This is a genomic window from Halosegnis longus (assembly GCF_009663395.1).
In the GTDB taxonomy this organism is placed as follows: Archaea; Halobacteriota; Halobacteria; order Halobacteriales; family Haloarculaceae; genus Halosegnis; species Halosegnis longus.
In genome coordinates this window covers 181,385-207,374 of sequence record NZ_QKNW01000001.1, presented here as the reverse complement: position 1 = coordinate 207,374, position 25,990 = coordinate 181,385, and the positions used below count along the sequence as shown (strand labels likewise).

General features: G+C 67.4%; 33 protein-coding genes. 20 read left to right on the top strand and 13 right to left on the bottom strand.

All coding sequences use genetic code 11. From position 1 onward, the window contains the following. Positions 1–33 precede the first annotated feature (33 nt). The 14 genes from DM818_RS01075 to DM818_RS01010 all read left to right on the top strand — a co-directional run bounded on the left by DM818_RS01075 (position 34) and on the right by DM818_RS01010 (position 10,691). On the top strand, positions 34–1,212 hold the full coding sequence (locus tag DM818_RS01075) for a thiolase domain-containing protein (protein ID WP_075936094.1): 1,179 nt from the start codon (positions 34–36) through the stop codon (positions 1,210–1,212). Next, positions 1,209–2,606 (top strand): zinc ribbon domain-containing protein, encoded by a 1,398-nt coding sequence (locus DM818_RS01070; RefSeq protein ID WP_123123991.1) that lies wholly within the window; start codon positions 1,209–1,211, stop codon positions 2,604–2,606. Before DM818_RS01075 ends, DM818_RS01070 begins: the two co-directional genes overlap by 4 nt. 37 nt (positions 2,607–2,643) lie before the next feature. Further along, positions 2,644–3,501, top strand: coding sequence for a 3-hydroxyacyl-CoA dehydrogenase family protein (locus tag DM818_RS01065; RefSeq protein ID WP_075936096.1), 858 nt, complete (start codon positions 2,644–2,646; stop codon positions 3,499–3,501). After that, positions 3,502–4,047, top strand: a complete 546-nt coding sequence (locus tag DM818_RS01060; RefSeq protein WP_075936097.1) for a DUF2391 family protein — start codon at positions 3,502–3,504, stop codon at positions 4,045–4,047. 48 nt (positions 4,048–4,095) lie between these two features. After that, entirely contained in the window at positions 4,096–4,275 is a 180-nt protein-coding gene (locus DM818_RS01055) for an HVO_2753 family zinc finger protein (RefSeq protein WP_075936098.1), read from the top strand. Between the two features lie 2 nt (positions 4,276–4,277). Next, entirely contained in the window at positions 4,278–4,544 is a 267-nt protein-coding gene (locus DM818_RS01050; protein ID WP_075936099.1) for an elongation factor 1-beta, read from the top strand. A 100-nt stretch (positions 4,545–4,644) separates the two neighbouring features. Next, positions 4,645–4,935 (top strand): 50S ribosomal protein L21e, encoded by a 291-nt coding sequence (locus tag DM818_RS01045; protein ID WP_075936100.1) that lies wholly within the window; start codon positions 4,645–4,647, stop codon positions 4,933–4,935. 4 nt (positions 4,936–4,939) lie between these two features. Next, positions 4,940–5,296 carry an RNA polymerase Rpb4 family protein gene (locus DM818_RS01040; protein WP_075936101.1) on the top strand — a complete coding sequence of 119 codons (357 nt, stop codon included), beginning with the start codon at positions 4,940–4,942 and terminating at the stop codon, positions 5,294–5,296. A 41-nt stretch (positions 5,297–5,337) separates the two neighbouring features. Then, positions 5,338–5,919, top strand: coding sequence for a DUF655 domain-containing protein (locus DM818_RS01035; protein WP_075936102.1), 582 nt, complete (start codon positions 5,338–5,340; stop codon positions 5,917–5,919). 46 nt (positions 5,920–5,965) lie between these two features. Then, positions 5,966–6,802 carry a 16S ribosomal RNA methyltransferase A gene (locus DM818_RS01030; protein ID WP_123123992.1) on the top strand — a complete coding sequence of 279 codons (837 nt, stop codon included), beginning with the start codon at positions 5,966–5,968 and terminating at the stop codon, positions 6,800–6,802. After that, the gene (locus DM818_RS01025) at positions 6,802–7,989 is read left to right on the top strand and encodes a mechanosensitive ion channel family protein (protein ID WP_079988826.1); all 1,188 of its coding nucleotides are present in this window, start codon (positions 6,802–6,804) and stop codon (positions 7,987–7,989) included. Before DM818_RS01030 ends, DM818_RS01025 begins: the two co-directional genes overlap by 1 nt. Further along, positions 7,982–8,581 (top strand): HemK2/MTQ2 family protein methyltransferase, encoded by a 600-nt coding sequence (locus tag DM818_RS01020; RefSeq protein WP_075936104.1) that lies wholly within the window; start codon positions 7,982–7,984, stop codon positions 8,579–8,581. Before DM818_RS01025 ends, DM818_RS01020 begins: the two co-directional genes overlap by 8 nt. A gap of 44 nt (positions 8,582–8,625) precedes the next feature. Further along, a complete protein-coding gene (locus DM818_RS01015; protein WP_075936105.1) occupies positions 8,626–9,621 on the top strand; it encodes a 5-methyltetrahydropteroyltriglutamate--homocysteine methyltransferase in 996 nt (331 codons plus the stop codon). Continuing rightward, on the top strand, positions 9,618–10,691 hold the full coding sequence (locus tag DM818_RS01010; protein ID WP_075936106.1) for a methionine synthase: 1,074 nt from the start codon (positions 9,618–9,620) through the stop codon (positions 10,689–10,691). The genes DM818_RS01015 and DM818_RS01010 overlap by 4 nt, the downstream gene beginning before the upstream one ends. 2 nt (positions 10,692–10,693) lie before the next feature. Here DM818_RS01010 and DM818_RS01005 read toward each other — a convergent pair whose 3' ends face one another. The 3 genes from DM818_RS01005 to DM818_RS00995 are packed head-to-tail and all read right to left on the bottom strand — an operon-like array spanning position 10,694 to position 12,087. Beyond that, the gene (locus DM818_RS01005; protein WP_075936107.1) at positions 10,694–11,257 is read right to left on the bottom strand and encodes a class I SAM-dependent methyltransferase; all 564 of its coding nucleotides are present in this window, start codon (positions 11,255–11,257) and stop codon (positions 10,694–10,696) included. Between the two features lie 39 nt (positions 11,258–11,296). Continuing rightward, positions 11,297–11,842, bottom strand: a complete 546-nt coding sequence (locus DM818_RS01000; protein WP_075936108.1) for a DsrE/DsrF/DrsH-like family protein — start codon at positions 11,840–11,842, stop codon at positions 11,297–11,299. Further along, entirely contained in the window at positions 11,839–12,087 is a 249-nt protein-coding gene (locus tag DM818_RS00995) for a sulfurtransferase TusA family protein (RefSeq protein ID WP_075936109.1), read from the bottom strand. The genes DM818_RS01000 and DM818_RS00995 overlap by 4 nt, the downstream gene beginning before the upstream one ends. Positions 12,088–12,329: 242 nt before the next feature. On the opposite strand from DM818_RS00995, the gene DM818_RS00990 reads away from it, so the two are divergent. Genes DM818_RS00990 through DM818_RS00970 form a run of 5 tightly spaced genes read left to right on the top strand, consistent with a single transcriptional unit; the run spans position 12,330 to position 15,584 of the window. Next, on the top strand, positions 12,330–13,502 hold the full coding sequence (locus tag DM818_RS00990; RefSeq protein WP_153952210.1) for an MBL fold metallo-hydrolase: 1,173 nt from the start codon (positions 12,330–12,332) through the stop codon (positions 13,500–13,502). A gap of 1 nt (position 13,503) precedes the next feature. Further along, on the top strand, positions 13,504–13,959 hold the full coding sequence (locus DM818_RS00985) for a YeeE/YedE family protein (RefSeq protein WP_075938371.1): 456 nt from the start codon (positions 13,504–13,506) through the stop codon (positions 13,957–13,959). Beyond that, positions 13,956–14,417: a DUF6691 family protein gene (locus DM818_RS00980; RefSeq protein WP_075936111.1), complete on the top strand. Its 462-nt coding sequence runs from the start codon at positions 13,956–13,958 to the stop codon at positions 14,415–14,417. Before DM818_RS00985 ends, DM818_RS00980 begins: the two co-directional genes overlap by 4 nt. A gap of 46 nt (positions 14,418–14,463) precedes the next feature. Beyond that, complete coding sequence (locus DM818_RS00975) at positions 14,464–14,880, top strand: helix-turn-helix domain-containing protein (protein WP_123123994.1); 417 nt, start codon at positions 14,464–14,466, stop codon at positions 14,878–14,880. Beyond that, a complete protein-coding gene (locus DM818_RS00970) occupies positions 14,877–15,584 on the top strand; it encodes a DUF2270 domain-containing protein (protein WP_123123995.1) in 708 nt (235 codons plus the stop codon). The genes DM818_RS00975 and DM818_RS00970 overlap by 4 nt, the downstream gene beginning before the upstream one ends. A gap of 7 nt (positions 15,585–15,591) precedes the next feature. Here the strand turns inward: DM818_RS00970 and DM818_RS00965 are convergent, their stop codons facing one another. The 9 genes from DM818_RS00965 to DM818_RS00925 form a co-directional block, all read right to left on the bottom strand. Continuing rightward, positions 15,592–16,155, bottom strand: a complete 564-nt coding sequence (locus DM818_RS00965) for a hypothetical protein (RefSeq protein WP_075936114.1) — start codon at positions 16,153–16,155, stop codon at positions 15,592–15,594. A 72-nt stretch (positions 16,156–16,227) separates the two neighbouring features. Beyond that, positions 16,228–16,680: a hypothetical protein gene (locus DM818_RS00960; protein WP_075936115.1), complete on the bottom strand. Its 453-nt coding sequence runs from the start codon at positions 16,678–16,680 to the stop codon at positions 16,228–16,230. Between the two features lie 108 nt (positions 16,681–16,788). Continuing rightward, a complete protein-coding gene (locus DM818_RS00955) occupies positions 16,789–18,447 on the bottom strand; it encodes a hypothetical protein (RefSeq protein WP_075936116.1) in 1,659 nt (552 codons plus the stop codon). 306 nt (positions 18,448–18,753) lie between these two features. After that, on the bottom strand, positions 18,754–19,002 hold the full coding sequence (locus tag DM818_RS00950) for a hypothetical protein (protein WP_075936117.1): 249 nt from the start codon (positions 19,000–19,002) through the stop codon (positions 18,754–18,756). Between the two features lie 71 nt (positions 19,003–19,073). Beyond that, a complete protein-coding gene (ndk, locus tag DM818_RS00945; protein ID WP_075936118.1) occupies positions 19,074–19,553 on the bottom strand; it encodes a nucleoside-diphosphate kinase in 480 nt (159 codons plus the stop codon). Then, positions 19,550–19,930 carry a 50S ribosomal protein L24e gene (locus DM818_RS00940; protein WP_075936119.1) on the bottom strand — a complete coding sequence of 127 codons (381 nt, stop codon included), beginning with the start codon at positions 19,928–19,930 and terminating at the stop codon, positions 19,550–19,552. The genes ndk and DM818_RS00940 overlap by 4 nt, the downstream gene beginning before the upstream one ends. Further along, on the bottom strand, positions 19,930–20,154 hold the full coding sequence (locus DM818_RS00935; protein WP_075936120.1) for a 30S ribosomal protein S28e: 225 nt from the start codon (positions 20,152–20,154) through the stop codon (positions 19,930–19,932). The genes DM818_RS00940 and DM818_RS00935 overlap by 1 nt, the downstream gene beginning before the upstream one ends. A gap of 4 nt (positions 20,155–20,158) precedes the next feature. After that, positions 20,159–20,521 (bottom strand): 50S ribosomal protein L7Ae, encoded by a 363-nt coding sequence (gene rpl7ae / locus DM818_RS00930; protein ID WP_075938372.1) that lies wholly within the window; start codon positions 20,519–20,521, stop codon positions 20,159–20,161. 200 nt (positions 20,522–20,721) lie between these two features. Then, positions 20,722–21,744, bottom strand: coding sequence for an NADP-dependent oxidoreductase (locus DM818_RS00925; protein ID WP_075936121.1), 1,023 nt, complete (start codon positions 21,742–21,744; stop codon positions 20,722–20,724). Between the two features lie 72 nt (positions 21,745–21,816). Here DM818_RS00925 and tmcA point away from each other — a divergent pair, with 72 nt between their 5' ends. Continuing rightward, on the top strand, positions 21,817–24,114 hold the full coding sequence (tmcA, locus tag DM818_RS00920) for a tRNA(Met) cytidine acetyltransferase TmcA (protein ID WP_075936122.1): 2,298 nt from the start codon (positions 21,817–21,819) through the stop codon (positions 24,112–24,114). Here tmcA and DM818_RS00915 read toward each other — a convergent pair. Beyond that, positions 24,105–25,955 carry a PAS domain-containing sensor histidine kinase gene (locus DM818_RS00915; RefSeq protein WP_079988827.1) on the bottom strand — a complete coding sequence of 617 codons (1,851 nt, stop codon included), beginning with the start codon at positions 25,953–25,955 and terminating at the stop codon, positions 24,105–24,107. The two genes, tmcA and DM818_RS00915, sit on opposite strands and share 10 nt — an antisense overlap. Positions 25,956–25,990: the final 35 nt, after the last annotated feature.

Sequence of the window (25,990 nt, the reverse complement as noted above, 5' to 3'; positions counted from 1 at the left end):
GCGTGGTGATACCCGTATGCGAGTGAGCCAACCGTGACCGACGCGTATCTCGTCGGCGCAGGACAGTCCGACTACGGCAGCTTCCCGGATGAATCGTACCGGTCGTTGTTCGCGACGGCCTACGAGAACACCCTCGACGCCGTTCCCGAGGGCATCGACCCGGACCGCATCGACGAGGCGTTCGTCGGCACGCTCGGCGTCGGCGGTCGCCAGCTCGGTCTCTCTGGGCCGGCCGTCACCGAACACGTCGGGCTCCACGGGGTCCCGACCACGCGCGTCGAGAACGCGTGTGCCGCCTCGGGCTACGCCGTCCGCCAGGCCGTCCAGGCCGTCAAATCGGGGATGGCCGACGTGGTGTTGGCCGGCGGCGTCGAAATCATGACCGACGCCTCCGGCGACGCCGTGCGCTACTGGCTCGGCGTCTCCGGCGAAACCGAGTGGGAACGGCTCTCCGGAACGACGTTCTCCGGCGTGTACGCGCAGATGGCCTCCGCCCACATGCGCGAACACGGCACGACGAAAGAGCAGCTCTCGCACGTCGCCGTCAAGAACCACTCGAACGGCGCGAAGAACCCCCACGCACAGCTCGGCTTCGAGTGCACGCTCGAGGACGCGATGAACGCCCCGACGGTCGCGGACCCGCTCACGCTGTATCACTGCTGTCCGACGACCGACGGCGCAGCGACGGCGCTCATCGTCAGCGAGGACGTGGTGGATGAGTTCACCGACGACCCGATTCGCGTCGCCGGCGTCGGTGCCTCCTCCGACCGCGTCGGCCTGTTCCAGCGAGACACCTACTCCGGCGTGCCGGCCTCGAAACGCGCCGCGGACGAGGCCTACGAGATGGCCGACCGTTCCGCCGCCGACCTGGACTTCGCCGAGGTGCACGACTGCTTCGCCATCGCCGAGCTGATGGCCTACGAGGATATCGGCCTCTGTGAGCGCGGGGAGGCCGGCGAGTACATCGAGTCGGGGGCGACAAAGATGGACGGCGAGATGCCGGTCAACACCTCGGGCGGACTCAAGTCGAAGGGTCACCCGATTGGCGCGACCGGTGCCGGACAGGTGGTCGAGGCGTACAAACAGCTCTCCGGACAGGCGGGCGACCGCCAGCTCGACGACCCCGCGGTCGGACTCACCCACAACGTCGGCGGTTCCGGCGGTGCTGCCGTCGTCCACGTCTTCGAGCGGGAACAGGAGGTGGAACAATGAGCTACGGATTCACCGCAGTCGGCGCGTACGCCCCCGACTACCGCATCGCGGCCGAGGAGTTCGAGGACGCGTGGGACTCCTTCCACGCGCCCGGTGTCGAGACGACCGCCGTCCCCGATGCCGACGAGGACGCGCTGACGATGGGGTGGGAGGCTGCGACCCGCGCGCTCGATGCCGGCGACGTTTCTCCCGAGTCGGTCGACTGGCTCGCGTTCGCGAGCACGACCCCGCCGCTCGAAGAGGAAGATTTGACCGCGCGACTCGGCTCGCTGCTCGGCGTGTCGACCGACGCGACTCGCCGCGTCTTCACCGGCAGTACGCGCGCCGGCACGCAGGCGCTCGATTCGGCACTCACCGCCGAACCGGACTGCGGGCTCGTCGTCGTGTCCGACTGCCCGCAGGGCGAACCGCACGACGCGCGCGAGCACGCCGCGGGTGCCGGCGCAGCGGCGTTCCTCGTCGGGCCGGACGCACCGGTCGTGGTCGCCGACTCGGCGACTCACACCGAGGCGTACCCCGGAACGCGGTTCCGCGAGCGCGGCAGCGACACCGTCGACAGCATCGACGCCGGCACGTACGACCGGAACGCCTTCGCGCGCCCGCTCGGCGCGGCCGTCGACGGCGTCGAGACCGGTGACCTCGACGCAGCCGCCGTCCAGATGCCCGACGGCAAACAGCCCTACCGCGCGGCCGGGGCGATGGGCGTCGAGACCGAAACCATCCACGCCGCGGAGACGGTCTCCACGCTCGGCGATACGGGCGCGGCCTCGGTCCCGCTCGGGCTGGCGACGGCCTTCGAGGATGGCGCTGAACGCGTCCTCGCGGCCTCGTGGGGGTCGGGCGCAGGGGCCGACGCGCTCGTCTTCGAGCGCGACGACGACCTATCGACCGCCATTTCGCTCGATGCGGGCGAATCGGTCAGCTACGCCGCCTACCTCCGGCTGCGCGGCGAAATCACGGCAGAAGAGCCGGACGGCGGCGGCGCGTACGTCTCCGTGCCGACGTGGCATCGATCGCTCCCGCAACGCCACCGACTCGTCGCCGGCCGGTGTCCCGACTGCGGCACCTACACCTTCCCGCCGGAGGGTGCCTGTCGCGGCTGTGACACGCTCGTCGAGTTCGAGGAGGTCGCACTCGCCGGAACGGGTACTGTCGAGGCGAAGACCGAAATCGGCTCCGGAGGTGCTCCCCCGGAGTTCGAGGCGCTCCAGTCCAAATCCGGGGCCTTCGGCGTCGCCATCGTCGCCTTCGACACGCCCGACGAGGAGACGGCGAGCAGTCCAGCGATGGTCGTCGGCGACGCGGCCGTGGGCGACGAGGTCGAGTCCGTCCAGCGAAAAATCTACACGCAGGAGGGGGTCACCCGCTACGGATTCAAAGTGCAGACCACGTAGGCGGAACGACTTTTCCCCCTCGCCGTGACGGGCCGGTATGCACGTCGCCGTACTCGGTGCCGGAACGATGGGCCGCGATATCGCACACGTCTGTGCCGTCGCCGGCCACGAGGTAACGCTGCGAGACGTAGACGAGTCCGTGCTCGGGGAGGCGCGCGACCACGTCGCGAGCAATCTCGACGGGAGCGTCGACCGCGAGAAGCTCACGGGCGCGGAACGTGACGCCGCGCTCGACCGGCTCACGACCACGACCGAACTCGATGCGCTCGCCGGTGCGGAGCTGGCCGTCGAGGCCGTCCCCGAGGACATCGAGCTGAAACACGCCGTCCTCTCCGAGGTCGACCCGGTGCTCGCCGACGACGCGCTCGTCGGCACGAACACCTCTTCGCTGTCCGTGACGAGCGTGATGGACTGTCTCGACGACCCGAGTCGGGGCGTCGGACTCCACTTCTTCAACCCCGCGTACATCATGGGGTTAGTCGAGGTCGTCCTCGGCGAACGGACGAGCGAGGCGACCCGCGACAGAGCGGAGTCGTTCGTCGCCGACATCGGCAAAGAGGCCGTGACGGTCACCGACACGCCCGGATTCGCCTCCTCGCGGCTGGGTGTCGCGCTCGGCTGTGAGGCGATGCGCATGGTCGAGTCCGGCGTCGCGGCCCCGGCCGACATCGACGCCGCGATGGAGTTGGGGTATCGGCATCCGATGGGGCCGCTCGAACTGACGGACGTGGTCGGACTCGACGTGCGGCTCGACATCTTGGAGTATCTGCGCGAAGAGCTGGGCGAGCGGTTCAAGCCGCCACAGGTGCTCAAGCGGAAGGTCCGCGCCGGCAAGCTCGGGAAGAAAAGCGGCGAAGGGTTCTACGTCTGGGAGGACGGCGAGCCGGTCAAGTAGATGAGCGACTCGGATTCCGACCACGCCGACATCATCGACGAGTTGGAGGAGCTCCACGACCGGGTGGACCCGGCGACCCGCGAGCACGTCGGCGAACTGATGGAGCAGGTGACGGAACTCCAGCCCCGCGGCCGCGGAAACGTCATCGTGGGCTTCGACCGGACCGACCTCTCGGAGGCGGCCATCGGCTCGCTCGTGTTCGGAATCCCGATGTTCGTGGAAGGGGGGACCAACGAGGTCGGTAGCTACCTCGCGACCAGACCGCTTCAGCTCCTCGCGACGATTGCCGTGGCCGTCGCTATCGTCTACGGTATCGTCTACGTCGCCGACTTCCAGGACGTGCGCGTCCACCAGCCGTTCTTCGGTATCGTGCCCCGTCGGATGGTCGGCATCTGTGGCGTGACGTTTCTCGTCGCGGCGCTCGGGCTGACCGGATGGGGGCGAATCGAGTGGGGGTCGCCGCTGCTCGCGGTCGCGACGACGACCGTCGCGTTCGTGCCGATGTCCATCGGCGCGGCGTTGGGTGATATCCTGCCAGGCTCGTAATCGCCCCTTTTGACAAAGGTTAAACCGCGCGCACACCGACGCGTGAGTATGAGCGAAACCGAGCAGAAGCGCGCACGCAAGTGCGTCTCCTGTGGAATCAACATCTCCGGCACGGCGGCCGCCCGGTTCGACTGTCCGGACTGTGGCTGTGAGATTTTCCGCTGTGCGACGTGTCGCAAACAGAGCAACCTCTACGAGTGCCCGGACTGCGGGTTCACGGGGCCGTAACGATGGGACAGGTCGCTGTCAAAATGAAGGTCATGCCGCAAAGCCCCGACGTGGACCTCGACGCGCTCCAGGACCGACTCGAGCAGTCGCTCCCGGAAGGCGCGAAAATCAACGGGTTCCAGCGCGAGGACGTGGCCTTCGGTCTCGTCGCACTCTTGCCGACCGTCATCGTCCCCGACGACGCCGGCGGCAGCGGTGCCGTTGAGGAGGCGTTCTCGACCGTCGAGGGCGTCGAGTCGCTCGAAGTCGAGTCGCAGGGTCGACTGTAGCTTCGCTCGCTGCGTTTTTGCGTCGTTTCGTCCGCCAGCGGCGCGGCCGGGGCGGAACGCACGTTTTATAACGCTGACCGGGTTACCGTGGGGTACGACAATGCCAAGTTCCAACGGACCCCTCCACGGTACGCGGAACAAACTCAAGAACAAGCCCCGAGAGCGCGGCACCTCCCCGCCACGGCGCTCGGTCGAGGAGTACGAGGCCGGCGAGAAGGTCCATCTCAAAATCGACCCGTCGGTCCACAAGGGCCGCTTCCACCCGCGCTTCGACGGGCAGACCGGCGAAATCGAGGGGTCGCAGGGCCGCGCGTACAAGGTGCTCATCACCGACGGCGGCAAGGAGAAGACGCTCATCTCGAGTCCGGCACATCTCCGCCGGCAGGAGTAACCCGATGACCATCTTCAAGGAGATCGTCGACGAGGAGTATCTCACCACCAGCGAGGTGAAAGAGGAACTCGAAGTCATCGAGGAGGAGCGGTCCGGCGAGGACAGCCCCGAGATGCCCTACGAGCTGGCGCGTGCAATCGAACACGCCAACCGGTTCGGTGACCTCTCGGCCGAGGACTCGCGCGCGCTCGTCGCGGACCTGCTGGAGCTGGAGAAGGTGTCCGAGGCGACCGCCTACAAAATCGCCGACTTACTTCCCGAGGACCGTGCGGAACTGCGGTCCATCTACGCACAGGAGCGCTACTCGCTGTCCGGCGACGAACTCGACGACGTGCTCAACGTCGTCTCGCAGTACGCCTGAGGGCGGCGGATTTTAAATACACCGTTGCCGTACAAACCAGTATGAGTAACGCCGACAGCGAGTCGTCCGGCGACCGTATCGACGTGGTCACGCTGGACGTGCTTCCGAACGGTCTTCCGTCGGACAATCGCCCGCCATCGCAGGCGACGCCCATCGCGTACGGACTCGACACCGACGCGTTCCGGTTGTACGAGCTAACGCTGACGGACGACGCCCACGTGCTCGTCGGCAACGAACTCACGCTCGCGCCGGCTGACGACCAGAGCGACGACGTGAAACGCAGCCGACGCGTCGAGTACGACGACCTCTCGGGGGGCGCGCAGTCGGAACTGGCGTACGTCATCGAGGACCTCATCGAGGAGGAAGAACGCCGGTTCGTCGACTACTACAACGAGGCGCAACCAATCACGATTCGGCTCCACCAGCTGAATCTCTTCCCTGGCATCGGCAAGAAGCTCCGCAACGACATCCTCGACGAGCGAAAGCGCAAGCCGTTCGAGTCGTTCGAAGAGGTGTCAGACCGGGTCTCGGGACTTCACGACCCGAAACAGACCATAATCGACCGCATCCTCGAAGAGCTTCGCGAGGACGACCTGAAGTACCGCATCTTCGTCGCCGAGTGAGCCGACTCGTGAAGGCTTTTCTCCGCCGCCCGCAAACCCACGGGTAGTGACCGACCCTGAGTATCGCGACCCGGACGCCCTCATTCGCCGGGCGAAGCGGGGTGACCCGGAGTTCGACCAGCATTTCCTCGTCGACGACCGGGTGCTCGATCGAATACCGACGCACCTCCCCGCGGACGCCGACACCAGTCACGTCCTCGAAATCGGCGGCGGCACGGGCGCGTTGACCGACCGGCTGCTCGTCGCGGGCGAACACGTCACCGTCGTGGAGCGCGACCCCGACCTGGCGGCGTTTCTCCGCCGGGAGTTCGCCGACGCCGTCGACGCCGGGCGGCTGACCGTCGTCGAGGGCGACGCGCTCGACGTGTCCCTCCCCGAGTTTTCGGCCTGCGTTTCGAATCTCCCCTACGGCGTCTCCTCGGAACTCGCCTTCCGGCTCCTCCCCGAGAAGCGCCCGCTCGTCTTGATGTTCCAGTACGAGTTCGCGGCGCGGATGGCCGCCGACGCCGGCACCGACGAGTACGGCCGGCTCTCCGTCACCGCGGGCCACTACGCCGACGTGGCGTTGGTCGAGACCGTCCCGAAGGAGGCGTTCGATCCACAGCCCCGCGTCGAGAGCGCCATCGTCCGGTGTACGCCGCGCGACCCCGAGTACGCGGTGCCCGACGACCAGTTCTTCTTGGATTTCGTGACCGCGTGTTTCACCCAGCGCCGGAAGACGATGCGCAACGCGATCAGAAACACGACCCACATCTCCGGGCTGGCAGACGGTGACGCCGTCGTCGACGCCGCCGACGAGACGCTGCTCTCGAAGCGAGCCGGCAACGTGACGCCCGCCGAGTTCGCCGAACTCGCCACGGTCGCGTGGGAGGTCGGTCGGTGATGGCGGGCCAGTCGACGGCCACGCCGACGCCGGGGACGCCGCCGGAGCCGTCGGAGTTCGCGCTTGAACTCGCGGACACGCTCGCACCGACGCGGCCGATGCAGTATCTCGTCAGCCTCGTCGCGCTCGCTGGCTTCCTGCTCGGTACGTATCTCGTCTATCGGTCCGGCCCGCTGTTGAAGCGGCGGCTCACGGACGACGGTGCCGAGGGGCTTCAGGTGGCGGTCGCGACGCTGTTGAGCATCTGTTCTGCCGGCGTGCTCGTCGTGGTCTGGCGACGGACGCCGGCGGTCAGACTCGCACTCGACAGCGTCAGCCCGTCACCCGTCGCCGGGGTGCGACTGTTCATCGTCCTCGTCGCGTTGAGCATCACCTACACGGCGACGCGGGTCGCAAAGCGATTCATCCGGGTCGGCGAGAGTCGCAACGCCATCACCTCCCACCAGCGGGAGGTGCTCCACCACCTCGTCCAGATTGTGCTGTTCATCCCCGCGGTGTTGTTCTCGCTCACGCTGTACGGGATTCCGGCACAGAACCTCCTGTTGTCCGCGAGCGCACTCGGTGTGGTGCTCGGACTGGCCGCCCGCCAGACGCTCGGGGCCGTCCTCGCCGGCTTCGTCCTCCTCTTTTCGCGCCCGTTCGAGGTGGGCGACTGGGTCGAAATCGACGACAACGAGGGCGTCGTCACCGACATCTCCATCGTCAACACGCGACTCCAGACGTTCGACGACGAGATGGTGATGATACCCAACGACCAGATCACCGACTCGGCGATTACGAACCGGTCGCGCAACGAGCGACTCCGCGTGCAGACGGACGTGGGGGTCGACTACGACACCGACGTGCCCGAGGCCTGCCGCATCGCGACCGAGGCGATGGACGACATCGAGATGCTGATGGACGGGCCCGAACCGGAGGTCGTCGTCAAGGAGTTCGGCGACAGCGCGGTCACGCTGAACCTCCGATTTTGGATTTCGGACCCGACGATACAGAAGAAGTGGGCCGCCCAAAACGCCGTGATGGAGGCCGTCAAGCAGGCCTTCGAGGAGCACGACATCGCGATTCCGTTCCCGCAGCGCGTGCTCTCGGGGCGTGAACACACCGGCGGGCTGGACGTGCGCTCCGTCGATGCGGACTCGTCCGACGCCGGAGACACCCCAGACGAGGCGAGTGATCATAATGGGTGACTTGGCCGACCAGCGCGGGATGGAGACGGCGGTGTACCAGCCCGCGGAGGACTCGAAGCTGCTCGCGGACGTGGCCGTCGAGTCCGTCGACGATTCTGACCGCGTCCTCGATGTCGGGACGGGGTCTGGCTACGTCGCCGGGCGAATCGCTAGCGAAACCGCGGCAAGTGTCGTCGCCAGCGACGTGAATCCCCATGCTTGTCGGCAGGCGCGTGACAACGCCCGCGAAGAGGCCATCTCGCTCGACGTGGTCCGAGGGGACTGTACGCGTCCGTTCGACGCCGAGACGTTCGACGCCGTGACGTTCAATCCGCCGTATCTCCCGCGCGACGAGGCGGCCGAGCGCGACGACTGGATGGAACGCGCGCTCACGGGCGGTGAGACCGGCCGTGCGGTCATCGAGTCGTTCCTCGACGACGTTGCTCGCGTACTAACCCCCGAGGGCGTCGTCTTCCTGCTCGTCTCGACGCTGACGGACATCGAGGCGGTCGCGGGCTACGCCGCCGAGCGTAACCTCGCCGCAGAGACGGCCAGGGAGGAGTCGTTCCCGTTCGAGCGGCTCGCCATCCTCGAAATTACTAAGAAGCATTAGAACGCTTCGGAAATATTAAGCCGCGGTATGTCCACGTGTTCGTAATGACGGAACTAGTCGCGACGACGCCGGGGCTGTTTCCCCTCCCCGACTGGGCGAAAGACCGGCTGTCTGACCTGAAGGGCCACCAGAAGTCCGACCTCATCGCCGGCGACGAGACGGGCGAGCTGGCCGAGACGTACGGCGACGTACGCGAGGAACTCGTCGAGACGCAGAGTGACGCTGGACTCGACCGCGTCACCGAAGGCCAGGGTCGGTGGGACGACATGCTCGCGCACCCGCTGACGGTCCACGACAACGTGGAGACCCGCGGTATCGTCCGCTACTACGACAACAACAACTTCTACCGCGAGCCGGTGGTCGCAGACGACCTCACGCCGAGCGGTGACGTGGCAGCGGAACTGGAGGCGGCCGCGGAGCTGACCGACGACCTGCAGGCCGTCCTCCCGGGACCGTACACGCTCGCCGAACTCGCGACGAACGAACACTACCCCGACCGGTCGGCGTTCCTGAACGCGGTCGCAGAGTTCCTCGCGGGCGAGGTGGCCGAGTTCCCGGCCCACGAGACGCTGTTCCTGCTCGAACCGTCGCTCGTGGAGGACGCCCCCGAGGACGGCTTCGACGCGCTCGCCAGCGAGGCTATCGACGCCGTGGCCGAGGCGACCGACGCCGAGGTCGTCGTCCACCCGTTCTACGGCGCCCTCGACGAGAAGGTGTACGCCCACCTGATGGACGCCGACGTCGACGCCATCGGGTTCGACCTCATCGCGAACCACGAGCAGAACGTCTACAACGTCCAGGAGTACGGGACGAAGGACTCCGTCGCACTCGGCGTCGTCGACGGACAGAACACGCTGCTCGAGGACCCGGAGACCGTCCGCGAGCGGTTCGAGTGGTTCGACGCCCAGATCCCGGCCCAGGAGTTCGACACCGCCTACCTGACGAGCAACACCGAGCTGTTCTATCTGCCCGTCAACAAGGCCGAAGCGAAGGCAGAGACGCTTGCGAACGCCGCGGACCTCGAAGAGGTGACACAATGAGCGACAACCGAGCACAGTTCCGACCGCCGAACCACCCGACAGACAGCTTCCTCCTCACCACCGTCGTCGGCTCGTATCCGAAGCCGAAGTGGCTGAACCGCGCCGAGGAGCTGACCGACGACGAGGAGTATGACTTCGACCACGACCACCTCGACGAGGCCCACGACGACGCCTGCCGGCTCATCACGAACGAGCACGAGCGCGCCGGACTCGACGCCGTGGTCGACGGCGAGATGCGCCGCAACGAGATGGTCGAGTTCTTCGCCCACCGCATCGACGGCTACGAGTTCAACGGCCCGGTGAAGGTGTGGGGCCACAACTACTTCGACAAGCCCTCCGTCGCCGAGGAGGTCGAATACGACGAGCCGTGGCTGGTCGACGAGTTCGAGTTCACGACCGGCGTCACCGACCGCCCGGTGAAGGTGCCGATTACCGGCCCGTACACGCTCGCGAACTGGGCGTTCAACGAGGCCTACGAGAGCGAGGAGGAGCTCGCGTACGACCTCGCCGACCTCGTGAACGAGGAAATCGAGCGACTCGTCGACGCCGGCGCACGCTACATCCAGATTGACGAGCCGGCGCTCGCGACCACGCCAGACGACCACGCCATCGTCGGCGAGTGTCTCGAACACATCGTCGCGGGCATCCCCGACGACGTTCGCATCGGACTCCACGTCTGTTACGGCGACTACTCGCGCATCTACCCCGAGATGCTGGAGTACCCCGTCGACGAGTACGACCTCGAGCTCGCGAACGGGAACTACGAGCAGCTGGACGTGTTCACCGCCGACGAGTTCACGAAGGACCTCGCGCTCGGTGTCGTGGACGCCCACGTCGCCGAGGTCGAGTCCGTCGCCGAAATCAAGGAGAACATCAAGAAGGGCTTCGAGGTCGTTCCGCCACAGCGACTCACCGTCAGCCCCGACTGCGGGCTGAAGCTCCTCCCCCGCGAGGTCGCCTACGGGAAGATGGAGAACATGGTGCAGGCCGCCCGCGAAATCGAGGCCGAACTCGACGCCGGCGAAATCGACGTCGGCTACGCCGGTACTCAGGCCCCCGCAGACGACTAACCCTACTCCTCTCGAACCGCGGCGACGAACAGCGTCTCCGGCCGGTCGGCGGCCAACTCCATCTCGAAGCCGGCCGCGGTGAGCGCGGTCGTGACGGCATCGAGGTCGTACCGCTCCGCGAGCGGCGGCCCCGCCTCGCCCTCGCCGTCGGCCGACCAGTCGGCGACGACGAGCCGTCCCGCCGGCCGAATCGTCCGCGCGAGCTCCGCGAGCGCGTCGTCGCTCGCGAACTCGTGGTACGTCATCGTCGAAACCGCAGCATCGAGCGCGTCGTCTCTGACGGGAAGCGTCGCCACGTCCGACTCGAGTAGCTCCACGTTGTCGGGTAGGGATTTCTGCCGGTAGAAGTCGTGCATCGCCGGCTGGATGTCGACCCCGTAGACGTGGCCGGCGTGGGCCGCCACGTCGTCGGTGTAGAAGCCGGTGCCGCTCCCGAGGTCCGCGACCGTCTCCGTGCCGTCGAGCGCGAGCTTCCAGAGCAGTTCCTCACGGGAGACGTACCGGTAGCGGCGGCCGGCGTCTTCGAGCGTGGCGGCTCTCTCGGCGTCGAACGTGTGGTGGCCCATATCACACCCCTCCACGCGCGGGCCGAAGTAGCCCGCGGTTCATACGAGCAGTTGCACGTCGGCGTCAGCCATGCGCGAGAGCGCTGTCGCCGCGCCGACGCCGACGGTGACGCCGTCGTGGAAGCGCTCCTCGTCGTAGCCCATCAGGTCGATGGTCATCTGACACGCCTGTAGCTCGACGCCCATCGCGATGGAGGTGTCGAGCAGCTCCTCGACCGTCGCCACGTCGTTGTCCGCAATCTTCCGCTCCATCATCGCCGTGGCGAGCCGGTCCATTCCCGGGAGGGCGGCGACGGCGTTCGGCATCGGCATGCTCGGATTGCCGACCGCGCTCAACTGGAGATTCTCGGCGTGGTCCTCGTGGAGAATGTCCAGCCCCCAGAAGGTGTGAAACACCGTCACGTCCCAGTCGAAGGCCGCGGCCGTCGACGCGAGAATCAGGGGTGGGTACGCCATGTCGAGGGTGCCCTGCGTGGCGACGATGACCATCGACCGTTCGTCGCCCGTGTCCTCGGCTTCCAGCTCCTCGATGCGCGCTTCCAACTGTGCGATTCGTTCGCTCGCCTCGCTCGATGCGGTGCTCATTCGACGCGCACCCGGTGGACGTACACCGTCTCGCCGCCGTCGTCCGTCTCGGCCTGGTCGACGAGGGTGACGCCGGGCGTGCCCGCCGCCCAGCCGTCGATATCGCTCACGCTTCCCGAGTCAGTCGCGTGCACTTCCAGCACCTCACCGGCACCGAGGTCGTCGACCGACTGCTTCGTCTTGACGACCGGCATCGGGCAGGCTTCACCTTTCACGTCGAGTGTCTCCGTCGGAGTGTCCGTCATGGGTTGCAATCGAACTGCAATCAGGTGCGGCGCGACAAGAGACCTTCGCCTGTCGTGCAACCCACTCTGGGCGACTGCACACCGGCAAATCGGCTACACTGCACTATAATGGATTAAATTAGCCTCTGCTGCCCATATCTATCTCTCTCAGGCTACATCGGCGAGCTTCTACTCTTCTACTGATTGCATAGTAGTTGCAATACTAACGCAATCCTTTTGAAGACGAACCCACGAATGGGGGTATGAGCAAACCGATGTTTCCGGAGACGGACGCCGAAATCGTCCCGACGACGCCCGCCGAGCTGAAAGCGCGCATCGACGCCGGCGAATCCGTAACTCTACTTGACACGCGAGCGGAATCGGAGTACGAGACGTGGCACATCGACGGGCCGACCGTCCGCACGGTGAACGTCCCGTACTTCGAGTTCCTCGACGGTTTCGACGCCGACCTCGTAGCGGACGTGCCGACCGACGAGCCGGTGGTCGTGGTCTGTGCGAAGGGGAAATCCAGCGAGTTCGTCGCGGAACTGCTCGCCGACGCGGGCTACGATACCTCCCACCTCGAAGACGGGATGCGCGGCTGGGCGCGGCTGTACGAGCACACCGACATCGAACTGCCGTCCGGGACGCTCGTGCGCCAGTACCGCCGCCCCTCCTCGGGCTGTCTCGCGTACATGATTGTGAGCGAGGGCGAGGCTGCCGTCGTCGACCCGCTGCGCGCGTTCACCGACCGCTACGTCGCCCACGCCAACGACCTCGACGCGAGCATCGAGTACGTGCTCGACACGCACATCCACGCGGACCACGTGAGCGGGCTGCGCGACCTCGCCGACGCGACCGGCGCAGCGATGATTATTCCCGCTGCTGCCGCGGCTCGTGGCGTCGTCGACGCCGACGCGATGCGCACGGTCGACGGTGGTGATACGCTCACGGTGGGTGGAGCAACCGTCGCCGTGCGCCCGACGCCGGGCCACACCTCCGGCATGACGACCTACCGCGTCGACGACCACCTCGCGCTCACCGGCGACACGCTGTTCCTGGACAGCGTCGCCCGTCCCGACCTCGAAGACGGCGACGAGGGTGCACGCGCCGCGGCCGAGCAGCTGTACGACACCCTCCACGACCGACTGCTCACGCTTCCCGAGGACACGCTGGTCGGGCCGGCACACTTCGGCGACGCGGAGACCGCCCGCGAGGACGGTGCCCATCTGGCCACGCTCGCCAGTGTGGTCGACCGACTGCCGCTGCTCGGCGTGAATAAAGAGACGTTCGTCGACCGCGTGCTCGCGAACATGCCGCCACGCCCGGCGAACTACCAGGAGATCATCGCGGCCAACCTCGGAGCGACGACCCCGAGCGTCGAGGACGCGTTCACGATGGAACTCGGCCCGAACAACTGCGCGGCGGGTGAGTGAGATGCTGTTTCCCAACGGCTGGCTTCCGTATCTCGTCGGCGGCGTCCTCATCGGTCTCGGGACGGCGGTCATCTACCTGACGACGGCTATCCCCGCCGGCGCGAGCACGTTCCTCGAATCCACGCTCTCGTACGCCTCCGACCGGCCGCGGTTCCAGAAATACCGCGGCTCCCGGGACTGGCGTGTCGTCTTCTCCGTCGCTATCGTGCTCGGCGCGGCCGCGTACGCCTTCACCCTCGGCGACGGCCCGTGGACGACGGACGTACAGCCGTGGCGACTCGCCGTCGGCGGGCTACTCGTCGGCGTCGGCACCCGACTCGGGAAGGGGTGTACCTCGGGCCACGGCGTCTGTGGCATCGGCTCGGGGTCGCGTACCTCGCTCGTCGGTGTCGCCACCTTCGTCGCCGTCGCAGTCGGGACCGCACAACTGGTCGCGGCACTGGGGGTGTCGCCGTGAGCGACCACGACCAGCACCCGCTGTTTCTGCCGGCGGTGTTCGTCGGCGGACTCGTCTTCGGCGTCGGACTCGCCGTCAGCGGGATGGCGCGCCCGGAGGTCGTGCTCGATTTCCTCCAGTTCGAGGACTTCGGGCTCCTGCTCGTCATGGGCGGTGCGGCGACCGTGACGGCTGTGACGGTGACGCTCGCGGTCACATCAGGCAAGCGGGCCCCGCTCACCGGTCGCCCGTACGGTCGTCGGCTGAAGACGTTCGATTCGAACGTTCTGCTCGGCGGCGGGGTTTTCGGCGTCGGCTGGGGACTGTCGGGTATCTGTCCCGGCGCGGCCTACGCGAGTCTCGGCGTCGGCAACCTCCCGATTCTGTGGGCCATCGCCGGAATGTTCGCCGGCGCGTACCTGCAGGGGTGGCTCCGCGACGTAGTGCGAGCAGACGACCCCGACGGGGTGGGCGCATGACGCCGCGCACAAGCGTTTTCGCCGTCCCTCTCGGAGGGGTTCGATAATGCCAGACTCGATGGCCGCGATGTTGGAACAGGACCTGGAGTGTGAGTCGTTACTCGACTGTTTCCACGGACTCAACGACCTCGACCGGCGCGTCTTTCGGCTGCTCGTCGAGTCCGCCGACCCGCTTACCGTCGACGAACTCGCGGAGGAAATCGACCGCGAGCGCACGACCGCCTACCGGTCGCTCCAGCGGCTGCTCGATGCCGGCATCGTCAAGAAGGATCGAGAGAGCTTCGAGTCGGGCAGCTACTACGACGTGTTCTCGCCGGTCGCGCCAGACGAGATTGCAGACGACATGCAGCGGCTGCTCAACGACTGGTACGCGACGATCGGCCAGCTCATCGCTGAGTTCCGCGACAAGTACGAAGACCGGGCGAGCGAGTCGACGGAGCCGACACCCCCCGATCCGGAATGACCGACGCAACCGACGACGCCGTCGAGGACACTCTCGGCGGTGCTGACCCCGGTGTCGGTCGCGGGCTGCTCGATACGGAGATGGGTCCCTCCGGCGCGATGGCACATCTCTACCGCGGCGAGGTTCACCGCATGAAGCTGTGGCGAGAGCGGCTCGACCGGACGACCAACTGGGCCGTCCTGCTGTTGGCCGCAATTCTGACGTGGGCGTTCACCACTCAGTCGAACCCCCACTACGTCCTGCTCATCGGAAATCTCGCTGTCGGGCTGTTTCTCGTCATCGAGGCGCGCCGGTATCGAGCGTACGATATGTGGCGGTCGCGGGTCCGAACGCTCCAGCGGAATGTCTGGGCGCTCGGCTTGGACCCGACGCGCGAGCCGACCGACGGCTGGCGTGAGCGACTCGCGGCTGACTACCACCAGCCGACGCTGAAAATCTCCGCGGAGGAGGCTATCGCCCACCGCCTGCGCCGGGTGTATCTCCCGCTGTTCGCCATCCTCAACGGCGCGTGGGTCGTGCGCGTCACCGCGTTCAGTTCGGTGTCGTGGCCGGCGAGCGCGGCCATCGGTATGGTGCCCGGGGACGTCGTCACCGCGACGGTCGCCGTCGCGTTCGCCTGTGGACTCGTCGTCGCGGTCCGTCCCCGAACGTGGCGCGCCAGAGACGAACTCCGGCAGGAGAATCTCCGCAGTCCCCACGAGTGACAGTAACCTATCTGTCGACGAGTTCACCGCCCAGCGCCCCGCCGACAACACCCACGATAGCCGGGTAGAGAACGCCAGCGAGGACGATTCCCGTCACGAGGTCCGGGGCGGCCGAAGTGCTTCCCGACCCGACCTGCATGATGAAGACGCCGACGACAGAGACGACGAGATAGCCGACCGCGACGGTTCCGCCCGCCTTCGCGCCGGCGGCGGCGTCGTCCGCGTCGGATTGCACGGCCACGGCGACTCCTGCCGCGAGGAGGACGACGACGGGCACGACGTACAACACGGGCGTGAAGCCGTTCTCGCCGCCGATGAAGCTCACCGCCGAGGAGCCGAGGAAGCCGGCCTCCACGACCGTCTGGACGAAGTGAGCGTTGTAGAAGACGAGTCCGACCGCCTGTGGAACGCCCCCGCCGTCGCTGTTCTGGAGCAACTGGCCGATGAGGCTGTTCCGTATCGACCCGGCGGTGACGGCGTACGTGAGCACGTAGCCGACGACCCATGCGGCGACCCCGGCGACGACACCCGACACGACCGGCACGTCGTTTCTGTCAATTCTGGTGGACATACGTCCACCCGTTCGGCGAAAGTGGTGAAAGTCGTTTCGGGAATGTTCTCTCGGCGTGAACCCTGCTGAATCTCAGTACCGGTACAGCGAGACGACGTACGGCAGACGGCTGTACATCCACACCGCGACGGGAAGCCCGACGATGGAGACCGAGGCGACCCACGCGACCGACATCCAGACGCCGCTTGCCCACCAGCCGACGAGCAGGAAGTAGACGCCCCGGACGAGCAGCGAGTGTTGGTCTCTGGACCGCTGTGAGACGGTGGTGGTTCCGTCCTCGTCGGTGAGCGTCTCCATCTCGATGGTCCGATTTTTGAGCGAGACGACCTTCGGGACGTAGTTTATCATCTTGATCCCGACCGGCATCAGAATGATGGTGAGATTCAACAGCCACGCGACGCTCAGCCAGACGCCACTCGCCCACCACCCGACGAGCAGGAAGTACACCGCACGAACGACGAGCGACGGACTCTGTCCCTCGGTCGAGACGGAGACGCGCGAGGAACCGGAACTGGAGTCGGTCATGTCCGTGTCTCCCAACGGCGGGAACGTAAACACTCCCCTCGCCGCTCGGCCGCGGGTCACCGCCGAGTGTGATTCCTGGCTCGTCGGGCGAGACACAGACGGGTGGGGTTACGCACTCGTCAACGCGAACGCCAAGTCGATGTCGACGGAGTCCGTCTGTATCTCGTTGCCCACGTCCGGCGGGACGCGCATCTCGACGGTCAGCTCTGCCGTCTCTCCCGCATCGAGCGTCCCGAGTGCCGTCTCTCCGTCCGTCAGCGCCGACAGCGGGACGTAGCTGTCCTCGCCGCCGAGAGCGTAGCTCGTCTCGCCGTCCCCGTCGCGCACGAGAACCCGAACTTCGAGCGCTTCGGACAGCTCACCCGCACCGACACCGGGGTCCCCGCCGGTCGAATCCACCGCCCGTTCGGGTGCTGTCTGCCCGTTCTCGAAGTCGGTCACGTTCACGCGGGCGATCGAAAGCTGTCCGGCCATCTCCCCGGTGTTCGTGAGATTTCCGACGAGGGCGACTCGCTGGCCGGGCGTCAGCGCATCCGTCGCCCCTCCGTCGAAGGAGAACGACCCGCCGTCACCCGACGCCGAGCCGAGGGCGAGGTCGAACTCGACGTGTTCGACTGTCGTCTCGAACTCGTCTTCGACGGTCGTGCGCGCGGCCTCAGCGCCGTCGGCGAACGCGACCGCCGTCACCGCGACCCGGCCAGTTCGGGTGGCCGTCGTTCCCGGGTCGGGGTTCGTTAAGCCGCCCGTCCGGGCCGCGTCGGCGTACTCGACGCTCCCGAGAGCGGTTTCGAGGTCGACGGTCCCGCCGTCGAGTGCAGCCCCCGACACCGTCACCCGTTCCACTTCTGCCCAGCCCGCGCCGGGGAGCCACGTCTGGACGACGATGACGACGCTGTCGGCGTCGACACCGGACCACGACACGCTCCCGCTAACCGTCCCCGAGACGGACGAAACCCGGCCATCAGCAGCCTGGTACGCCGGTGGGTCGCCGGCCTCGGCGTCCACGCTGACGCGCGGCGGCTGGGCGTCGTCGGTTCCACTGTCTCCACCCGTGTTCCCGCCGCTGGTGGACGTAGCTGTCGGCGTCGGCGAGGCTGTCGGCGTGGCCGTCCCCGTCGGCGTATCCGTTCCAGGGGTTGCGGTCGCCGTCGGCGCGTCACTTCCTGATGTCGGTCCCGTCGGTGTTTCCTCAGGCGGAGTGGGCGTCTCTGACGACTCGGGCGTCGCCGTTCCCGGTGGCGTGACTGTCACCTCCGGTGCTGGCGGTGTCTCGGTCGGAGTTCCGGGGCCGACGGGGTCGCCCCCGCCTCCCCCTCCGAACATGCTGATTGCACCCACGCCAGCCCCTGCGAGCGTGATGAGCACGACGAGCGTGACGACGGCGATACGCCCGCCGAGCCGGCCGGAGAATCCGAGCGCCCCCGTCGGTAGCAGCGTCGCCACCCCTCCACGACCGACCTCGACGATGACCGTCCGGTCGCGCACTGACTCGCCTGCCGCGACTCGGCTCCCGACCGACCGAGACTCGACGCCCTCGTCGGTCTCGACGCGGCACGTCTCGCCGACGGCCGTGAACGCCGGCGCTCTGTCATCGCTCCCGTCGACGGCGATGAGTCTGCCGGCGCGCGGAATCCGCTCACCCGGCGAGACGACGATGTGGTCTCCCGCCGTGAGTTGGTCGACCGCGACGGACTCGATTTCGATATCTGTCGTCGGTCCGTCCCACGACTCGGTGAACCGTCGTACGCTGTCGTTGCCGTCACTCACGAGTGGTCACCCCCGTCAGTGGACCAACAGCACCGGCTCTCTGGCCGTCCGATACGCGACAGGCGGCATCGACGACTGACTGCTCCGGACCGCGAGAAAAACAAACCTCCGGCTGCTGTGTGGCTGCGTCGTGCAGGTGGTCCAATGTCAGTCGCCCTCATCATTGCTGTCAACGATATTAATACTCTTGGTTCCGGCGTCGACCGACGGGCGAGCGCGTCGGTCGACCGGGGTCTCGGCTACCGGACGATATTCTTGCTCACGTGTCACGTTCACGAGAGCGAGCAAAAATAGCTGTTGCCGCGATTAGGCCTCGGCTTCGTCCTTCTCTGCACCGCCACGCGCCTGTTTTTTCTTCTTCGCCAGGCCGAGCAGGCCGACGAGCACCGTAACGAGTCCCTGTACGCGGACGGCCTTCACGTACCACTCCTTTGGCTTGAGGTCCTCGGGGTTCTCGTATCCAGCGAGCAGTACCTTGCCGGCGACGGCGAGCACGCGCCGCGGCAGCAGTATCTGAACGATGCCCGACAGTATCGTGAGTAGCTCTTTGCCCATATTCGACAGTTGTGGCTACTGACACGAAAAGCTGTGGCTCACGCCGCGAAACCGAAAGAGGAGTCGCCGATTCAGTGGTCTTCGTCCTCGTAGACCCACGCCGCCGCGTCGAGCGTGTAGTCGACGAGTTCCTCCTCGTCGAAGAAGAGGTCGATCTCTCGTTCGTTGGCTCCCTCGTCCTCGTGGTCGGAGCCGTGGATGACGTTGTGACCGAGGTCGAGACCGAAGTCACCGCGGATGGTGCCCGGCGCGGAGTCGGCCGGGTCGGTCTCGCCCATCATGTTGCGGACCTGTCGGGTCGCGTCGGCACCCTCCCAGACCATCGCGAAGACGGGGCCGGAGGTGATGAACTCGACGAGTCCGTCGAAGAACGGCTCGTCCTCGTGTTCACCGTAGTGCTCGTGGGCGAGCTCCTCGTCGATCTCCATGAACTTCCCGCCGACCAGCTTCAGCCCGCGGTCCTCGAACCGGGAGACGATGTCGCCGATGAGACCGCGCTGGACGCCGTCGGGCTTGACCATCACGAACGTCCGCTCGTCGTGGTGGCTCATTCCTCGTCGTCCTCCTCGTCGGCAGCGGCTTCCTCGGCTTCCTCAGCTTCCTCAGCTTCGGCCTCCGATTCCTCGGTGTCGGATTCGTCCGACTCCTCGGACGCCTCGGTTTCGGCGTCCTCGGTCGCTTCAGCCTCCTCGTCAGCGTCCTCGACCTCTTCGACCGGTTCCGGCTCCGGCTGGGTCGTCTGCGGGCCGGACTGGCGCTGACCGGACTCGGTCCACTCGAGGTCGCGGGCTTCGCGCCCGAGGTCGACGTTCTTCTCGCACTTCGCCGAGCAGAAGTGGTGTGTGCTACCGTCGTTGAGCACGAGCATCGTCCCCGTGCCGGGTTCGATGTCCGCGCCACAGAAATCACATTCTCGCGTTCGTGGCATTACTGACCTCCGATGGAGTCCGCCTCTCGGGCGGTTTCGCGCAGTTGCACCACATCACCGACGCGGACGGGACCGAGACAGTTCCGCGTGATGATGCGGCCCTGATTCTCACCCTCCTTGATGCGGCACTTTACCTGCATCGCCTCGCCGTGCATCCCGGTCTTTCCGACGACCTCGATGACCTCGGCGGACGTGGCGTCGCTCTCAGTCTCTTCTGCCGACATGGGCTTAGTTCAGCTCCTCGACCTTCGAGGTGATATCCTCGACGTCGTTGACGGCCTCGCCTGCGTCCGTGATGGCGGCGGCGGCGGAGCCGACCGACAGCCCGGCCGCGTGTCCGAGGTCGTCCTGTGTCTCGACGAAGATGTGTGGGATGTCACGCTCGCCCGCAATCTCGGGGAGGTGCATCACGACCTCCTCCGGGGAGACATCCTCTGCGACAAAGACGAGCTCGGCGTTGCCGCGCTCGACTGCCTTCGTCGTTTCGTTCGTACCCTTCTTCACCGCGCCTGTGTCCCGTGCAACCTCGAGCGCCGCGAGGGCGTCGTCTTCGAGGTCTGCAGGAACGTCGTAGTCTACGTATACTGGCATGTGTGTGGTCACCTCCGACACGTCAGCTCGCACCCCCCCGCCTCGACCCGAGTGGGTCTACGGCACAGTTTCCCGTACCGCGTTAATCCTTGGCTAGGGGCATCACAACTGCGTGTCGGCTGTAGCCTGTCATACCGAACGCGAGCATAAAAGGGTGTCCGAACGCGGCCGGCTGTGGGCCGCTGTCGCACGGCCGTTCGTCAGATATCGGCGTACTCGGCGTCGCTCACCTTCACGACCTGCTTGCCGATGTTGACCCCCTCGAACAAGCCGAGGAACGCGTCGGGCGCGTTCTCGAACCCGTCGACCACGTTCTCGCGGTAGTCGACCTCGCCGGTCGCGACCCACTCGCCCAGCTGCTGGAGCGCCTCGCCCCACTGCTCGGGACCGTAGTCGCGCACGAGCACGCCCTCGACCGTCGCGCGCGTCTCGATGAGCTTCGCGAGCTTTCGCGGCCCGGTCGGCACCTCCGTCGCGTTGTACAGCGCAATCTGGCCACAGACGACGACGCGGGCGCGGACGTTCAGCAGGTCCCACACCGCGTCGGTCACCTCGCCGCCGACGTTGTCGAAGTAGACGTCGACGCCGTCGGTCTCTTCGCGCAGGCGCTTGTGGACGTTCTCCGTCTTGTAGTTGATTGCCGCGTCGAAGCCGAGGTCCTCGGTGAGCCACTCCAGCTTCTCGTCCGCGCCGGCGATGCCGACCACGTCACACCCACCGAGCTTGGCGACCTGTCCGACGACGCTGCCGACCGCGCCGGCGGCCGCGCTGACGACGACCGTGTCGCCCGGCTGTGGGGAGCCGACGTCGAGAATCCCCCAGTAGCCCGTCACGCCCGGCATCCCGAGCACGCCGAGTGCGGTCGAGACCGGGGCCGCGCCCGTCCGTGCGGGACGGAGGCTGTCGCCGTCGAGGACGGCGTGTTCGGCCCACAACCCCTCCTCGGCCTGCACCACGTCGCCCTGCTCGAACTGCGGGTGGGCAGACTCGACGACCTCACCGACGACCGCGGCGCGCATCGGGTCCCCGACCTCCCACGGGTCGGCGTAGCTCTCGGCGTCTCGCATCCGGCCGCGCATGTAGGGGTCCACGGACTGATACAGGGTGTGGACCAGCACCTCGCCCTGACCTGGGTCGTCCAGCTCCACGCTCTGCAGTTCGAAGTTCTCTATCGTCGGTTCTCCCGTCGGCCGCGAGGCCAGCGTCCACTGTCGTGTCTCCATGCACCCGTCTCCACGCGGGGCCCCCTTGACCGTACCGAAACCGGCTTTCGGCTCGCTCGCCCGTTCACGGGTATGGACGCGACCGTGCGCGCACTACGTGAGGAAGCCCGGACGACGAACGAGCGCCGGGCGCTCCTCGTCCACGGGTCGCGTGAGCACTGCTACGCCGCGGCTCGCCGGGTTCTCGAAGCCGCCGACATCGACGGTACCGACACCACCTGTCTCAGCGACGGCGACATTTGTCCGGCCGAGCATCTGCGCACCGATAGCTCCGACGACTTGCTCGGGCGCACCCGCGAGGCCGTCGTCGCGGACTGTCACGATAGCTGCCGGCCGAACGCCCTCGGCCGCGCCGTCGGTGCCGTCGACGGCGGCGGACTCCTGCTCGTGCTCGCCCCGCCGCTCGACGCGTGGCCGACGACCGACGATAGCTTCACCGAACGGCTCGCGATACCCCCCTTCGAGCGGGCGGACGTGACCGGTCGGTTCCGCGAGCGACTCGCCGCGACGATGCGCGCCCACCGCGGTATCGCCGTCTACGACGCCGACGCCGAGACGTGGGCGGCTGACGGGCGTACTCACCCGGCTCCGCGTCGACCGACCCCGGCTCCCGACGTTCCCGACGCCCACGACTTCCCGGCGGCGGTGTACGAGGCGTGTCTCACGGCCGACCAGCGCGACGCCGTCCACGCGCTAGAGGCGCTGCGCGACCCGGACGGTGTCGTCGTCGTGGAGGCCGACCGCGGGCGCGGGAAATCCGCCGCCGCCGGACTCGCCGCCGCTGCCCTCGCTGCCGAGGGAAACGAGGTGCTCGTCACCGCACCGGGCTACCAGAACGCCGCCGAGGTGTTCGACCGCGCCGAGACGACGCTCCGGAGCCTCGACGCGTTCCGCGACCGCCCCGCAGAACACCCCGTGCTCGCAACGAACGGGCGAATCAGGTACGCCCCACCGCCGGAGGCTGTTGACGACGAGACGGCAGATGTGATTCTGGTGGACGAGGCCGCCGCCGTCCCCGTTCGAATCCTCCAGTCGCTCGTCGAGACCGAGGTTCCGATCGCGTTCACCACCACCGTCCACGGGTACGAGGGGGCCGGTCGCGGCTTCGACGTGCGCTTTCGCGACTGGCTCCGCGACACCGACCGCACGATTTCGGAGCCGACCCTCGCCGACCCGATTCGGTACGCGCCCTGTGACCCAATCGAGGTGTGGGCGTTCCGGGCGCTGTGTTTCGACGCCCGTCCGCCGGTCGCCCCGCTCGTTGCGGATGCAACCCCGGAGACGACCGAGTACGTTCAAACTCACCCGGACGCGCTGCTCGCAGACGAACACCTGTTGCGCGAGACGTTCGGGCTGCTCGTGGCCGCCCACTACCGGACGGAGCCGGACGACCTCGCCCGACTGCTCGACGGGCCGAATCTCACCGTGCGCGCGCTCCGCCACGAGGGCCACGTCGTCGCCGTCGCCCTCCTCGGGTGGGAGGGTGGACTCTCGCCCGGCCGCTGTGAACGGATGTACGAGGGCGAGCGCGTCCCCGGCAACATGCTGCCGGACCTGCTCACCTCGCAACTTCGCGACCCCGAGGCCGGACTGCCGCGCGGGCTTCGCGTCGTTCGCATCGCCGTCCACGAACGCGCTCGCGACGCTGGGCTCGGTACCAAGCTCCTCGATTCGATTCGCGAGGAGTTCTCGACCGCCGGGACGAGCGCACCCCACGCCGGCAACACCGACGCCCGCGACCCGCTCGCCGTCCGTCACGAACGAGCGGGCGGTCCCTTCGATTATCTCGGCGTCGGCTTCGGTGCGACCCCGCCGCTGCTCCGGTTCTGGCGGGCGGCCGGCTACCGGACGGTCCACCTGTCCACGACGCGCAACGACCGCTCCGGCGAACACTCGACGCTGTTGGTTCACCCGCTGACCGAGGCCGGCGACGACCTGCTCGCGCGCAACGACCGGTGGTTCCGCCGGCGCATCGGCTCCGTGCTCGCTGACGGGCTCGCCGGGTGTGAGCCGGCCATCGTCGCCGGAACGCTTCGGGCCGTCGACGGCGAGTTCTCGCTCGATTTGACGCAGCGGGAGTGGCGTGCCGTCGCCGCGGCCGCCTACGGCCCGGGCCACTACGACTTCGCCCCGCGACCGTTCCAGACGCTCGCGCTCCGTGGACTCGCGGACGGGGTCGTGACAGGCGACGATGCCGCACTGCTCGTCGCGAAGGCGCTCCAGTGTCGCCCGTGGGAAGAGGTCGCAGACGACCTCGACTACGTCTCCACTCGGCAGTGTGCGCTCGCGTTCGGCGAGGCGATGAAAACGCTACTCGACGCGTACGGCACGGAGACGGTCGCCCGCGAACGCGCCCGGTATCAGGCGTAGATGCTGCTCGTCCGCGGCGTGAACTCGAAGCGCGCCCCGCCGGACGCGCTCTCGGTGACCGACGGCTCCCAGCCGTGGGCCTCGGCGGCGGCCTTCACGATGGCGAGTCCGAACCCCGTTCCGCTGTCGGAGGTGGTGAAGCCGTCGTCGAACACCTGCTCGCGGTCCTCGGCCGGGATGCCGGAGCCGTCGTCCTCGACGTAGAAGCCGTCCTCGTCGTCGAGGGGCCCCACGCGTATCTCCGTCGCGCCGCCGTGCTCGACGGCGTTGCGAAAGAGGTTCTCGAACAGCCGCTGGAGCCGGTCGGCGTCACCCTCGACGGTGACGGAGTCGGCTGTGAGCGTCGCGGCGTCGGCGTCAGTCACCTCCCACGCACTCCGCGCGAGGGCGGCGAGGTCGACCGTCGTCGGGTCCGTCACCTCGCCGCCCTGGCGCGTCACCGCCAGCACGTCGTCGATGATGTCGTCCATGCGTTCGAGCGAGTTGACGACGCGCTCGTAGGCGTCCTCGTCGCCGTCTTCGTAGGCCATCTGCATGTAGCCCGTCGCCACCGACAGCGGGGACCGGAGGTCGTGGCTCACGACCGACGCGAACCGTTCGAGCCGCTCGTTTTCCCGCGCCAGCTCCGCGGCAGCCTGTTCGCGCTCTAGCTCGTAGCTCACCCACCGCGCGAGCAGGCGGACGAACGTCTCGTCGAACGCGGAGAACTCCCGGCTCTTGGGTTCGCCGTCCATGAAACACAGCGACCCGAACGGCTCGCCGTCAACGACGACCTTGCCGCCGATGTAACAGACTGCTCCCCACCGCTCGACGGCCGTGTCGTCGCCGAACTCGTCGGCGGTGTTCTTGGCCGCGACGAGACCGTCGCTCTCGACGGTCCGGCGACAGAACGCCTCGTTGGCCGGCGTCACGGTTGGTATCGACGCCGCGCCGTCGCCGACGGCCACGACGTTCCGCTGTACGTCGCCGTCGATCTGATTGAGTGCTCCGATGCTCGCGTCCATCCGCTCCGTGCCGTATTCGAGCAGCTCGGTCACCTTCTCGCGGAACGGTCGGTCGCTCGCCGACACCTCATAGAGCTGTTCGAGCGCGTCGAGCTCCGAGGAGAGTTCGGCTTCGAGCCGCTTGCGCTCGGTGATGTCGTAGAACTGCTCGACGCGGGGGCTGGGCTGGTCTCCCGGTGTGAGCCGGATGCTCCAGTAGTCCAGCCACCGCTCGGGGACCGACCCTCCCGTGACGTGTAGCTCCAAGCGCTCGATATCCTCGCCGGCGTCGTAGCTGGCCAGCACGTCGCGCGTCAACGTCTGGCCCGGCGCGAGCACGTCGGCCATATCCTCCCGCAGGAGCTCCGGCTTCGACCGCCCGACAATCGTCTCGCGGTCGAGGCCGAAGTAGTCACAGACGGCGTCGTTCGCCCACGTGATTCGGCGCTCGCTGTCGAGGATGAGCGTCCCGATTGGCGAGCGGTCGAGGGCGGTCTGGAGCAGCGCCGTCCCCAGTCTGTCGGCGACGACGTCGGCTATCGCTGTCGCCAGTCTCGCCGCGTCGCCGTCGCGGCTCCGGGCGACGTACTCGCTGATGCCGACGGAGACGGCGTCGCTGACGAACCGCTCGTCGCCGTCGCCGTAGAGGACGACGGGCAGCGACGACACCGTGCGCACGGACGCGACGAGCGAGAGCGGCGAGTCGATGTCGGCGACGACGAGACAGTCGGCGGTCGCCACCGCGGTGATGACGGCGTCGTGTTCGGTCGCGACCTCCACGTCGAACGCGTCGGTAACACCCTCGGGAGGGCTCTCAGCCGTCGTCCCAGCGTAGACGACACGAGTCGGCGCGGTCATACCCGAGAGAGGGTTCCGAGAGTGAAAACAGTATC

What these genes read in the sequence shown, in the direction of transcription:
- DM818_RS01070 (WP_123123991.1), top strand. Translation starts at nt 1,209, where the DNA reads ATGAGCTACGGATTCACCGCAGTCGGCGCGTACGCCCCCGACTACCGC.
- DM818_RS01065 (WP_075936096.1), top strand. Translation starts at nt 2,644, where the DNA reads ATGCACGTCGCCGTACTCGGTGCCGGAACGATGGGCCGCGATATCGCA.
- DM818_RS01060 (WP_075936097.1), top strand. Translation starts at nt 3,502, where the DNA reads ATGAGCGACTCGGATTCCGACCACGCCGACATCATCGACGAGTTGGAG.
- DM818_RS01055 (WP_075936098.1), top strand. Translation starts at nt 4,096, where the DNA reads ATGAGCGAAACCGAGCAGAAGCGCGCACGCAAGTGCGTCTCCTGTGGA.
- DM818_RS01050 (WP_075936099.1), top strand. Translation starts at nt 4,278, where the DNA reads ATGGGACAGGTCGCTGTCAAAATGAAGGTCATGCCGCAAAGCCCCGAC.
- DM818_RS01045 (WP_075936100.1), top strand. Translation starts at nt 4,645, where the DNA reads ATGCCAAGTTCCAACGGACCCCTCCACGGTACGCGGAACAAACTCAAG.
- DM818_RS01040 (WP_075936101.1), top strand. Translation starts at nt 4,940, where the DNA reads ATGACCATCTTCAAGGAGATCGTCGACGAGGAGTATCTCACCACCAGC.
- DM818_RS01035 (WP_075936102.1), top strand. Translation starts at nt 5,338, where the DNA reads ATGAGTAACGCCGACAGCGAGTCGTCCGGCGACCGTATCGACGTGGTC.
- DM818_RS01025 (WP_079988826.1), top strand. Translation starts at nt 6,802, where the DNA reads ATGGCGGGCCAGTCGACGGCCACGCCGACGCCGGGGACGCCGCCGGAG.
- DM818_RS01020 (WP_075936104.1), top strand. Translation starts at nt 7,982, where the DNA reads ATGGGTGACTTGGCCGACCAGCGCGGGATGGAGACGGCGGTGTACCAG.
- DM818_RS01015 (WP_075936105.1), top strand. Translation starts at nt 8,626, where the DNA reads ATGACGGAACTAGTCGCGACGACGCCGGGGCTGTTTCCCCTCCCCGAC.
- DM818_RS01010 (WP_075936106.1), top strand. Translation starts at nt 9,618, where the DNA reads ATGAGCGACAACCGAGCACAGTTCCGACCGCCGAACCACCCGACAGAC.
- DM818_RS01005 (WP_075936107.1), bottom strand. Translation starts at nt 11,257, where the DNA reads ATGGGCCACCACACGTTCGACGCCGAGAGAGCCGCCACGCTCGAAGAC.
- DM818_RS01000 (WP_075936108.1), bottom strand. Translation starts at nt 11,842, where the DNA reads ATGAGCACCGCATCGAGCGAGGCGAGCGAACGAATCGCACAGTTGGAA.
- DM818_RS00995 (WP_075936109.1), bottom strand. Translation starts at nt 12,087, where the DNA reads ATGACGGACACTCCGACGGAGACACTCGACGTGAAAGGTGAAGCCTGC.
- DM818_RS00990 (WP_153952210.1), top strand. Translation starts at nt 12,330, where the DNA reads ATGAGCAAACCGATGTTTCCGGAGACGGACGCCGAAATCGTCCCGACG.
- DM818_RS00985 (WP_075938371.1), top strand. Translation starts at nt 13,504, where the DNA reads ATGCTGTTTCCCAACGGCTGGCTTCCGTATCTCGTCGGCGGCGTCCTC.
- DM818_RS00975 (WP_123123994.1), top strand. Translation starts at nt 14,464, where the DNA reads ATGCCAGACTCGATGGCCGCGATGTTGGAACAGGACCTGGAGTGTGAG.
- DM818_RS00970 (WP_123123995.1), top strand. Translation starts at nt 14,877, where the DNA reads ATGACCGACGCAACCGACGACGCCGTCGAGGACACTCTCGGCGGTGCT.
- DM818_RS00965 (WP_075936114.1), bottom strand. Translation starts at nt 16,155, where the DNA reads ATGTCCACCAGAATTGACAGAAACGACGTGCCGGTCGTGTCGGGTGTC.
- DM818_RS00960 (WP_075936115.1), bottom strand. Translation starts at nt 16,680, where the DNA reads ATGACCGACTCCAGTTCCGGTTCCTCGCGCGTCTCCGTCTCGACCGAG.
- DM818_RS00950 (WP_075936117.1), bottom strand. Translation starts at nt 19,002, where the DNA reads ATGGGCAAAGAGCTACTCACGATACTGTCGGGCATCGTTCAGATACTG.
- ndk (WP_075936118.1), bottom strand. Translation starts at nt 19,553, where the DNA reads ATGAGCCACCACGACGAGCGGACGTTCGTGATGGTCAAGCCCGACGGC.
- DM818_RS00940 (WP_075936119.1), bottom strand. Translation starts at nt 19,930, where the DNA reads ATGCCACGAACGCGAGAATGTGATTTCTGTGGCGCGGACATCGAACCC.
- DM818_RS00935 (WP_075936120.1), bottom strand. Translation starts at nt 20,154, where the DNA reads ATGTCGGCAGAAGAGACTGAGAGCGACGCCACGTCCGCCGAGGTCATC.
- rpl7ae (WP_075938372.1), bottom strand. Translation starts at nt 20,521, where the DNA reads ATGCCAGTATACGTAGACTACGACGTTCCTGCAGACCTCGAAGACGAC.
- DM818_RS00925 (WP_075936121.1), bottom strand. Translation starts at nt 21,744, where the DNA reads ATGGAGACACGACAGTGGACGCTGGCCTCGCGGCCGACGGGAGAACCG.
- tmcA (WP_075936122.1), top strand. Translation starts at nt 21,817, where the DNA reads ATGGACGCGACCGTGCGCGCACTACGTGAGGAAGCCCGGACGACGAAC.
- DM818_RS00915 (WP_079988827.1), bottom strand. Translation starts at nt 25,955, where the DNA reads ATGACCGCGCCGACTCGTGTCGTCTACGCTGGGACGACGGCTGAGAGC.